General features: G+C 39.4%; 8 protein-coding genes. 3 read left to right on the forward strand and 5 right to left on the reverse strand.

Going from position 1 to position 11,687, the window contains the following annotated elements; all coding sequences use genetic code 11:
* Positions 1-74: 74 nt before the first annotated feature.
* Together HII17_RS00725 and HII17_RS00730 are read left to right on the forward strand one after the other, a co-directional pair.
* Positions 75-1,241, forward strand: a complete 1,167-nt coding sequence (locus HII17_RS00725) for a cation:proton antiporter (protein ID WP_169073419.1) — start codon at positions 75-77, stop codon at positions 1,239-1,241.
* 116 nt (positions 1,242-1,357) lie between these two features.
* Positions 1,358-2,752 (forward strand): transporter substrate-binding domain-containing diguanylate cyclase, encoded by a 1,395-nt coding sequence (locus HII17_RS00730; RefSeq protein ID WP_169073420.1) that lies wholly within the window; start codon positions 1,358-1,360, stop codon positions 2,750-2,752.
* Positions 2,753-2,770: 18 nt separating this feature from the next.
* Here the strand turns inward: HII17_RS00730 and HII17_RS00735 are convergent, their stop codons facing one another.
* The gene (locus tag HII17_RS00735; protein WP_169073421.1) at positions 2,771-3,739 is read right to left on the reverse strand and encodes an aldose epimerase family protein; all 969 of its coding nucleotides are present in this window, start codon (positions 3,737-3,739) and stop codon (positions 2,771-2,773) included.
* A 360-nt stretch (positions 3,740-4,099) separates the two neighbouring features.
* On the opposite strand from HII17_RS00735, the gene HII17_RS00740 reads away from it, so the two are divergent.
* Positions 4,100-5,506, forward strand: a complete 1,407-nt coding sequence (locus HII17_RS00740) for a sugar porter family MFS transporter (RefSeq protein WP_268969117.1) — start codon at positions 4,100-4,102, stop codon at positions 5,504-5,506.
* 72 nt (positions 5,507-5,578) lie between these two features.
* Here the strand turns inward: HII17_RS00740 and HII17_RS00745 are convergent, their stop codons facing one another.
* The 4 genes from HII17_RS00745 to HII17_RS00760 form a co-directional block, all read right to left on the reverse strand.
* Entirely contained in the window at positions 5,579-6,385 is an 807-nt protein-coding gene (locus HII17_RS00745; RefSeq protein WP_211185204.1) for a leishmanolysin-related zinc metalloendopeptidase, read from the reverse strand.
* 263 nt (positions 6,386-6,648) lie between these two features.
* Positions 6,649-10,746 carry a cobaltochelatase subunit CobN gene (gene cobN, locus HII17_RS00750; protein ID WP_235938603.1) on the reverse strand — a complete coding sequence of 1,366 codons (4,098 nt, stop codon included), beginning with the start codon at positions 10,744-10,746 and terminating at the stop codon, positions 6,649-6,651.
* Positions 10,739-11,083: a DUF2149 domain-containing protein gene (locus tag HII17_RS00755; RefSeq protein ID WP_169073422.1), complete on the reverse strand. Its 345-nt coding sequence runs from the start codon at positions 11,081-11,083 to the stop codon at positions 10,739-10,741. Before HII17_RS00755 ends, cobN begins: the two co-directional genes overlap by 8 nt.
* Entirely contained in the window at positions 11,083-11,613 is a 531-nt protein-coding gene (locus HII17_RS00760) for a MotA/TolQ/ExbB proton channel family protein (RefSeq protein ID WP_169073423.1), read from the reverse strand. Before HII17_RS00760 ends, HII17_RS00755 begins: the two co-directional genes overlap by 1 nt.
* Positions 11,614-11,687: the final 74 nt, after the last annotated feature.

The following is an 11,687-nucleotide window of genomic DNA, read 5'->3' on the forward strand; positions in this document are numbered from 1 at the left end:
TTTCTTCCTTTCTCATCCACTATGAATAATATAACGCGTATTTATTGAACAGTAGCGAGAAGATTGTAAAGTTTATGGATACACAAACGATATTTCTGATTTCACTCGGTAGCTTACTTCTCGCCGGTTTGACAATTTCCTTAGTTGGCCAGAGAACGTTATTTCCTCGAGTAACCTTGCTTATTGGTTTCGGCATTCTTGTCGGCCCTGAAGGTATTGGCCTTATTCCAGATATCGTTACCCGACAATTTGATATTATCGCGCAAATCGCGCTATTGATGGTCGGCTTTTTAATTGGAGGCAAGTTAACCAAGTCCGCTATTGAGGAGTCTTCAAAAGCGATCATTGCCATTTCTATTGGCGCCTCATTACTAACAACACTTATCGTGACACTGGGCCTTTTAGTGATAGGGGTGCCTATTCCTTTGGCAATAATTTTAGGTTGCATTGCTGCTGCCACCGATGCAACCGCTGTGTTTGATGTAATTAATCAATCAACACCGTTGACAAAATTTAAATCAATGTTGCTGTCTGTTGTTGCACTAGACGATGCATGGGCATTAATACTATTTGGTCTAGGTATGTCTATCGTATTTGCGATTACCGGCAATAATGACAACGGTGTGTTACTTCATGCGATAAAAGACGTTGGTGGTGGCCTAATGCTCGGCATATTACTTGGTGTTCCCGCTGCTTTTTTGACGGGACGTTTAAAGCCAGGAAAACCCGTGATGTCAGAGGCCTTAGGCGTTGTGTTTTTATGTGGCGGACTTGCACTATATTTTAATGTTTCTTTCTTAATTTCAGCCATGGTATTGGGTGCAGTCATTGCAAACTTCGCTAAACACCATGAATACCCTTTTCATGCTATTGAAGGCATTGAAGAACAATTTATGCTGATATTTTTCATTTTAGCTGGTGCAACATTGTCATTTGATACCGTTGCAAGCCTAGGCATTATAGGTGTCAGTTACATTGTCTTAAGGGTTGTTGGCAAGTTTATTGGCGCATATATTGGTGCCAAAGTTGGTGGCGTTAACCAAGGGGCACAACAATGGACAGGCCCTGCACTTTTACCCCAAGCAGGAGTTGCAATTGGTATGGGGTTAGTTGCTGCTAACTTACTCCCTGAGTACGGTAATTTATTGCTTGCCGCTGTAATCACATCAACAATATTTTTTGAAATTATTGGGCCTATAATGACATTTAAAGCAATTAATAAGGTCAATAAGCCAAATTAATTGCAAATAAGCTAGTTAACCATTAATTTTAAGTGATGAGATAATCAATAATTAAAGAACATTCACTACCAAGTAAGTTGTCTGGTAGCCTTGCACTGTCTTGGGAGACAAAAAACTTGCTTGTTTTAAGGTTAATGTTATTTACCACCTTATTAGCATATTCGGCAATTGCTAAAGCGCAATCGCTTACTTATTGTATTGACCCTAATTGGGCACCTTATGAGTACATTGAAGCTGAGCAACACAAGGGTATTTCAGCGTATTATTTAAAAAGAATCAGCGAATTAACCAACCTTCAACTTACCTTTTTAAAAACAGACAGCTGGCAAGAATCGCTTTCCGCAATTGAAAATGGTCACTGTGATATCACACCATTACTCAATTATTCTGAGAGTAGAGCAAAGACTATAAGCTTTTCTAAACCATACTTTTATGCCCCTAATGTTATTTTTGCACACTACCAACATCAATTGGTCGCTGGTTTATCTAAAGTAAGCGATGAAAGTATCGGCGTTGTAAAAGGTTACCGTTTAGTTGATTACCTTAAAGGTCATTACCCTGAAGCAGATTTGGTACAAGTTAACTCAGAGTTAGATGGCTTAACTCGTGTTAATAATCAAAAGTTAGATTTGTTTGTCAGCTCTTTTTATGCCGCTAATTACTTAATTCATCAGCACAATTTAACCAACATGCGTATTGTTGGTATTGCTGAAGTAAAAGATCAGCTTAGGTTTGGCGTCAGACATGCCCATAAAGATTTAATTCCAAGACTCAATGCTAGTATCGAAAAATTAAGTCATGAAGATCATCACAAAGCATTCATCATGCTTGAGCCTGTAAAGGTGATAACACAAACCAATTACAGCTTAGCATGGGAAATAGCGGCGATTGGCTCATTACTACTGGTGATACTGGCTTCAAGACATTATTACAGCCTCAAACAACGCAAAGCACTTGCTAGAAAAAACAGTGCACTCGAGCGCCTGCATAGAGCATTAGAGAAAAAGAATAAGCAGCTAGAAGAACTTGCCGTAAAAGATCACCTGACTCAACTTCATAATCGCAGTTATTTATCTGGCAAAGTTGCTGAATGTATAAACTCTAAAAAACGCTATAAAACAGAATGTTGCTTGTTGTTGATTGATATTGATGACTTTAAGCAGTTCAATGATTCTTATGGTCATCAAATTGGTGACGACGTACTTGTTACCTTAGCCAGAACATTAGAACTATGTGCCAGAGAAACTGACTTTACTGCTCGATGGGGTGGTGAAGAATTTGTAATTATTTGTCCTGAAACTAACTTACATGATGCGTTGCATCTAGCGAATCGATTTAGAGAGGCGTTAGCAACAGCAGAACATGCCTGTGCTGATCCTATTACCTGTAGCATAGGTATTGCTGAGTTAGGTTATGATGATAGCCAAGAATCTTGGTTTACCAGTGCTGATAATGCTTTATACCGCGCTAAAGGTTCAGGTAAAGATAAGGTGAGTATTGCTAGCGATTAACCAAGTAATACTCTAATTTTATTCTGTCTCTTCTTGCTGGACCATTTTCACTAACTTATAGCTGATCCTCATACTAAAAGGCTCTTCCGGCGTCGTTAAATAGAATGGAAAATTATCGACATTTGGGCTGTTTGGATAAAACTGGGGCTCTAAACATATACCACTACTACTTTCAAACTTTCCAGACAAATGCTTGCCTGTATATACTTGCAGTCCAGGATAACCACTTGAAACATGCAATTGCAGTTTTTTATCTGGACTAATTAAAATGGCTTGTGACTCTTCCGCTGACCGACTGACCACGAAATTATGATCCAAATTATCTTTAGATTGCTTAGGGTCTAATCGCCTCGGTTGACGAAAATCAAGTGGAGTGCCGTCAACAGGAACGATTTCGCCTGTAGGTATGCTAGCGGAGTCTATTTCAGTGTAGTTTTCAGCAAATATCTGCAATATATGGCCACTAGCCTCACTTTCTATTCCGGCAAGGTTAAAGTACGGATGCGTCGTTGGGCCAACCACGGTAGCTTGTTCTGTGGTTACTTTAATATCAATGTCTAATGAACTGTCATTATTTAAGTGATAAGTTACCCAAAAATTCATGGCACCTGGATAACCATTAAAACCATCTTCTAACTCACATTTTAGCGTTATTACCTGTTCTTCTTGTGCGACAATTTCCCAGAATTGATCACTTATAGATTTATCCCCGCCATGAAGATGATTTTTTCCTTCATTGGCTTGTAATTTAAACTCATTGTTGTCGATGCTAAAACTAGCACCGCCTATGCGATTCGCAAATGGCCCGGCAATGGCGCCATGATAAAAGGGATCGTCTAAATACTCACTTAACGAAGAATAACCGAGAATGATATTTCGGTCTTCATTACCTACTTGTGTATGCCATTGTAATAATCGAGCTCCATAATTAGAGATACAAACTTCATCACCACTGGCATTACAAAGTACAAATGAACGCAACTCCATAAATTAACCCTATTCATTGTTACTGGTTACTTCGACCAAAGATTTATTAAGTTAATTCAATTGATATCAAATCACTTAGTTATTTGGGCTATTAGATTCACGTTCAACGATCTTAAAGTCAAGAATATTTCAAACATCTATTCGCAAGAGTTTCGATAGCCTACTCATTTAATTAGTATAAATTGAGTTGATTGCCAATATTAGTAGGAAAATTTCTTAACCTTTACAGTAATATTCACTTTCCACATACGTATTCAATAAATACGCTAATATCAGCGGTTGCAGCCTAAACGATAATTTTTTACTGTTGATCAGTGTATAAAATTAATAATAAAAACAAAGAAAGGGTAAGGGGGGAGTTTGGATACTTCACAACAACAAGAAAACATGCTGTTTATAATACTTATTAGCTGTATTGCTACAATTGGAGGCTTTTTATTTGGTTTCGATAGTGGCGTAATAAATGGCACGGTAGATGGTTTATCAACCGCATTTAATTCTAACGATATTGGCACTGGTTTCAATGTTGCTAGTATGCTGCTTGGCTGTGCATTCGGTGCTTTTTTCGCCGGTCGCTTAGCCGACAAATATGGCCGTAAAACCTTACTAATAATCACTGCAATTTTTTTTATCATTAGTGCTTGGGGTTCTGGCATTTCATCAAGCTCTATGGAGTTTGTGTTTTATCGAATTCTTGGTGGTATTGCTGTCGGCGCAGCTTCTGTTCTTGCACCTGCTTACATTAGTGAGATTGCACCCGCAAGACTTCGTGGCAGCTTAGCTACCATTCAACAAATTGCGATTATTTCAGGATTATTCGCTGCCTTTGTTAGTAACTATTCTTTAGCTGAAACCGCAGGTGTATCTACCGCTGAATTTTGGTTGGGATTTGAAGCATGGCGTTGGATGTTTTGGATGGAACTCATTCCTGCTTCACTGTTTTTAATCTTATTATTTTTCATTCCTGAAAGCCCGCGGTACTTAGTCATCACTCAACGTAAGGAGCAAGCGACTATCGTGTTAGGCAAACTATATGGCGATACTATTTCAGTAACAAAATATACAGAAATTGAAGCTTCTCTTGATAGCGATCATCATCAACCTAGGCTGGCTGACCTTATTAGCAAAGTTACAGGTAAAGTTCGACCAATTGTTTGGATTGGCATTGGTTTAGCAACTTTCCAACAATTAGTGGGCATCAATGTAGTGTTTTATTATGGCGCTGTGCTTTGGCAAGCTGTGGGCTTTTCAGAAGCTGATGCGTTGTTGATTAACATTATCAGTGGTGGCGTTAGCATTGCAGCTTGTGTGATCACTATGTACCTGATTGATAAAGTCGGTCGTAAGCCATTTCTATTACTTGGTTCAATTGGTATGGCGATTTCCCTACTTGGCTTAGTATTAGCATTTGCAAATGCTGGCACCGACGTTAACGGCAATTTAATGTTGGGTGATATGGGGACATTTGCGCTAATCTCAGCCAATGTTTATGTATTCTTTTTCAATATGTCATGGGGCCCGGTAATGTGGGTAATGCTTGGCGAGATGTTCCCGAACCAAATTCGAGGTTCAGGATTAGCGATTGCTGGTCTTGCACAGTGGCTCTCTAATTTTGCTATTACCATGACCTTCCCTATCATGCTAGCAAGTGTTGGTTTAGCAGCCGCCTATGGTTTCTATACGATATGTGCGTTTATCTCTATTGGCTTCGTTATTAAGTTTGTTTATGAAACCAAAGGTAAAGAGTTAGAGCAAATGGAAGGGTAAATTAAATTGGTTTAAAAAGGGGCTCTTAGGAGCCCTTTTTATTTTAATGTATTAATACATCGGCGCGGATCGCTACTTTCTTCTTCGCCCAAGTAAAACAATACCTGTAACAAATAAGAGTAATGTTGCAGGAACAGGAACTTCAGTCAAACCTAAGATACGTCCATCATTTAATCGCACGATATAACCAATATCGGCAAAAGACGCTAACGTAGTGTTACTTAACGTTGTCGGAAAATCTAGATAACCGGTCATTAAATCCGAATCAAATGTGCCACCTAACCAACTTTCATCCCAATGTCCATTTGCAGTCCCAGGACCGCCATCCAATTCGACTGGTACAAACTCTGCTGTTGGGTCAAACTCTTCTCGAAACATGTCTAAAGCATACTGTCCAGTATAACGACCGGTGTTTTGTTCATACACATTTTGGAAACCTGGTATGCCATAAATTTCAGGGTTCCAAAGGCTTCCAAAACCAATTACATGAGCCATCTCATGCAAAATAACATCGAATAAAGAACCTTCAGTTTCTAAATTAGCTAAATCAGCCGAATCAAACTCCATTACACCATATGTCGCGTACAAGAAGTTACCGTCTGCTGAGCCAACACTTCTTGGTCCGGCTTGACCTAGTATACCACCAACACCGTCTATGACGGGACCTGAAGCATCAATAACTAAATTTAAGTTAGCGTCTTCCTGAATACCCACCAAATGATAATTCCAAAATAGCGACGCTAGTTCAAAAGAACTCGCTTGAGTTGCAGTCAACCCACCTTGATTATTGACTGTAACATTGAATAAGCCAGCGCTTGCTGACAAAGTACACGTCATTAGCGAAATTACTAATAGTAACTTTCTCATAAATATTTTCATTTCTAACCCTTATTGTTATTTTCAATTGGTTAAGCAATTATTCAGCCAAATAAAAATAACCCAATAAAACAAAGAGTTAAAAGAACCCTCAATGTAAAGCCTTTATCAAATGTAAAATTTATTAACACTTCATTAACTCTTTGGTTACATAAAAATAAAAAGTTAGAGAGTTTTAAAGCATCGTAATTAAAAAGTTTACTGGTGAGTCATATCATAAAGGCACATAAATAACCAAGTGCCTTCTCATTTATAATCGGCTAATTTTATGCCACTTTTTTTAGTATTAACGCCTTGTCTAGTACCTGAGTTGCATAAACAGGTCTACGCTCAAACCATTGATGCACGCCGCCAGCCAGGAAGATGGCTAATAGCCACCAAAGTGGTGTGTAGTCTGTTTCTATTGGCTCTGATTTAGCTTGTTCTTCCAATTTTTGACCACTGACTTGCTGGCTTACCTGAGCTGCTTGTTGTGGCTGTGCAAGCGCTTGTGTCAGCGCTTGAGAAAGTGGTGCTAGTCCAAAACCAGTGGCAGTTGCATCCATATACTCGTTGAATTTTTCATTGTCTGTCGCAACATCGAATTCAGTGGCAATTTCAGTATATGTTTCTACCATTTTTTTCAGCGTTTCTTCGTCTGCTTGCCAATAACCTTTGCGTACGGCTTCTATCATTCGCTCTAGAATTTGTGCCAAACTTTCTGGGTTAGCTTGTTCGAAAAATTCACGCATATCCATTTGGTATTTATCTTCGACATAGACTTCGAAGAACTCTTGCCATTGGTCGTCACGTATTGCCTCAGGTGTCATTACCTCCCAGCCCCACATGTTATTCATGCGATCTAATATAGCTGTTGCACCAGCATAACCTGAGTCCTGCATCGCTTTAATCCAGCGAGGGTGGAAATAACGACTACGCATTTCTTGGTTTACAAACTCATCTAAGGTTTGTGTTTTAATTTGGTCTTTCTTACGCAAATTAGATACATACATTTCAGGGGTTTTACCGTCTAGGTGGCGCACTGCTAAGCCAATACCACCAAAGTATTGGAATGGATCATCATTGGTCATCAACGCATACAAATTAGTAGAGCGCGAAAAAATTACTCCATCAGTGCCAGAAAGAACTTTATTGTACAGCCCCTCTCCATCACCAAATACATCGCCTACATTCTCTGACCAGCGTTTTTCATCATGGCCAAAGGCATAGCCCATACGGTCTAAGTATAAATCAGCCAGTTTGTCATCGGTTTCCCAAGTGTCTGACGCTAGTGCACTACCAGCTAAACCAGTACCATAGTTACCCGTTTCATTAGAGAAAATTCGAATTGATGATAAGTAATTAGCATCTTCTTCGGTTTTACCTTGCGCCAACAATTCTGTGCGAAGCGCATTGGCATGGCGATAAACAAAGTTATTTTCTTCTTTCATTTTTGCAATTTTATCAATTGCTTTAGCTAGCCATAACATGACGTTAGGAAACGCATCGCGATACAAACCTGTGGCGGAAATGACGACATCAATACGCGGACGCTTTAGCTCACTCATAGGGATAACTTCAGTATCAACGACATTACCTTGACGGTTCCATTTAGGCTTCAAGCCAAGCGCATGTAGAATTTGTGCTTCTAATGCACCTTGGTGACGCATCGTTTCTAGCGACCAAAGTGAGAAGGCTAACTTTTCAGGAAACTTACCGTGTTTTTCTACATAGGCGTCAATGGTTTGGTTCATCAAAGTCACACCAGCATCGTAGGCTTCTTTTGACGGAACTTTTGCTGGGTTAAATCCAATTAGGTTGCGACCAGTAGGCGCTGCATCTGGGTTACGAATGGGATCACCACCATAACTTACTGGAATATAGTTCGCTTCCAGCGCTGATAACAAGTTAGTAATTTCAGCAATGCCTTGGAAATTATCCCAATAATCTTGGGCTAACGTTAAATCAGCTGCTAACTGATCATCAAGTTCAGCCACGTTATCAGGTTGCTGGATATAAGCGTTAAGCAGCTGGTAGCCATCAAGTGCTTCAAGATTTCGGACATTTCTTTCATCAAAGTGTTTGGATTCAGGAAGTGCTAGTCCATGCTTTTGCTCAAACTGTGCTGCACGAGAAGTGAAATCATCACCTAACATTTGCAGCATAGTAGAATACAAATGGGCTTCTTTGGGTAACTTACCAAAGGTATGTACACCAAGCGGCTGGCTCATTTGTGCTAAGGCATTTAAGTGATCTTGCACTTTGGCTAAATGGTTGTCGAAGCTTTGTTCAAATGTTGCTTTATCAAGAGACAAATCATTTAGCATATTAAGCTGTTCAGCCATGTTAATGATTTCTGCTTGGGTATTAGCTTTTGTTTGACCTTCTTCCAACATCATGTAGTTGGCGATTTTTTCACTAAGCTCTGCCACTTCTGTATAAAGCCCTGCTTTAGCAAAACCAGGGGTTAAATGGCTTACCATAGTCGCACGACCTCGACGTTTAGCCTGCATTGCTTCACCTACATTATCGATAATGTATGGATAAAATACCGGCTTATTACCAATAGCTAAACTTGGCGCATCGTAAACAGACAAGCCACGTTCTTTACCGGTTAACCACTCTTGAGAGCCATGAGTACCTAAATGGATATACGCATCGGTACCGAAAGTTTCACGGGCAAATAAATAAATGGCCAAATAGCTGTGATTTATCGCAGTTTTCGTTGAGTGATAAAGCGAAGAATGCTCTTTTGCATTTTCACCTCGCACACCTTGCGGTAAAACAATCATATTACCTAAATTCATGCGTGGAATGACAAAGGCTTTTGACAATTGACCATTAATAGTAGTCTCTCGCAGCATGCCACTTTCTTCAGGCTTACCCCAACGCTCAATAATAGGAGTAGTTACACTTTCAGGTAATGCATTAAACCAAGCAGTATAGGTTTCTAGTGGCATGTATTCAGCCAAATCTTGCGCAATTAACGCTTGTGCATCTTCGCCACGATAATACGGGCGAAGCAGTTTGCCCGCAGCTTCAATTAAATATTTAGCTTCTTTGACATCAACACTGTAGCCATTAGCTTTCATGGCTTTAGCAATTTGCTCTATTGAACTAGGGACATCTAAAAATGCTGCACCAATATTTTTTTCCCCAGGAGGGTAATTCCAGATAAACGTCGCTATCTTTTTGTCACTGTTGGCAATATGTTTTAAATTCGCATGGTTGAATGCTCGCTCAACTAAGGCGTTCATTTGATAATCAATAACCACTTTTGTACCATTTTCGTTAGCAGCAATGATCGAAGGATCTGTACTACCGGTATCTTCTGGCATGACTAAGAAAAATGGTGTAAGAGAGGGAGAGATACCCGCATTATCTGCTTCAAATTCCGCTTGAGTTCCCTCAGTGTAGTTAAGTGCATGAATCACTGGAACACCAAGTTTTTCAAATTCATCACGACGTTTTTCAACGTAGTGTAGAGAGCGATAATTGATCAGTAAATCAACGCGGGCGCGCTCCTGACCTGTTGTTGGGTCGCTAGTCATCAACAAGTCAGTGTAGTTAAGCGCTTCATCTTCACCTTCAAAAAAGAAACCAAGTGCTTTCGCACCTTTTGCTTCTAAACCTTTAATTAGTTCATCAACAATTTGTTGTTGTTCATAATCAACTGCACTGCGATGGAACCCAATAGCAATAACAGGTTGTTTGCTAATTTCTGTAAATTTGTCTGACGAGTTGTTTTGTTCAAGAAAAGTAAAAAATGCTTCTTCGTTACTTGTAACTTGACTATCAAAACCTTCGGTATCAGCCAGTGCATAGTGATACAAGCCAACATTGGGTACTACTACTGGTGCCTTGGCAATTGTTTGACTTAATGTAAAAACATTATTCGATAAATAAATCATTAAGTTACGATAGTTACTGCGACCTGCATTTTTGTAATAACTGCCTATGGTCGTTCGCTGCTCGTCACTTAACCCTTGGTTCATCTTTTTGTTAGCTAAATCCCCTAATGACACTACCGGCACTTGAGGAAACAAGCTTAAGTGACTTTGATACTTCGCGAACATGAATTTTGATAAGGCGGGATTAATACCATCTAGCAGCACTAAATCGGCACTCTGCCAGTCAGCTTTAATTTCGTCTTCTGACTTACCTTTTGTGGAATAATTAACCAAATCAAACGGCTGATCTTTTGCCATCTCTAGTAGCAAATCACCTTTAGGTTTTGCAGCATGTGACGACATTACCAATAATACTTTTGGCTTTGAGGCAGCAAATGCAGAAGTGTAAAATAAAAAGCTTATTGCTACAGCCATCAGCTGAAAAGCAATTAATAGATATCTAGATTGCTTGATGCTTTTTGATGTTTTATTCATTTGTATTTCCACCATTAACAGCTTGCTTTTCACCTTCAGGAACATAGACAAAACTGCCATCAGCCATCTTATAAGCAACACCTGCGCGCATTCCTTCACCTGAGCCGATATCACCCGTTGATTTATATTGTTTAATTTCTTTACCTTCTTTAACGATCACTTCCATATTCGGTTTACCAGCATTTTTAACAACTGTTACATTGTCAGAGGAAAAAACATTAAGCGGGTTCTGCGCTAATGCAATAAGCAAGGCTGCAATAATTACCAAAAAAACATCAACCAAGTTAACCGCACTAACAATTGGGTTTAACTCTTCGTCTTCATCAAGGAAACGCACTACGCTTCTCCTCTAATTTTACGAATATTGATCAGTTCGTTTGCACACCAACGTTTTTTCACTGATGCAGGCCAGAATGTAAGTGATGCGATTACCAGTCCCCAAATTACAGCAGCAAAAGCAATAATTAAGTTCTCACTAATACCTTGAATATTTCCATCAGCAAGTGCCTGTAATGCCGGTCCCATTGGGATCATAGTGGCAATAAGGCCTAACATTGGCGAGATACGGGTAACAATTCGCAAGTTTTCAAGCTGTTTTAATGCAAAAACTTCCAACTCATCTTCACTTGCATTTGGATTCTTGATGAAATAATTGTGAATTGGATAACCAGCTAACCATTCACCGTGTTTTTTCTCTACCTGCCTTAAGTAGCCAATTGCATTTTTTTTACGCACTAACCACTGTGAAATAAAACGACCCAACGCGTATAACGCATAAATTAACAAAACGACAATCGTTAGAATTACTGGAGTCATCAGTAACTCAGAAACATTTGCCATTAACGATTCAATTGTTTGAATATTCATTTTTTACTACCTCTAATACTTCGAAAACTGGAGGTTTATTTCCAAGCGACCAGAACTTTATCCGATCCCACACT

It is taken from the genome of Thalassotalea algicola, from assembly GCF_012932965.1.
Taxonomy (GTDB): domain Bacteria; phylum Pseudomonadota; class Gammaproteobacteria; order Enterobacterales; family Alteromonadaceae; genus Thalassotalea_F; species Thalassotalea_F algicola.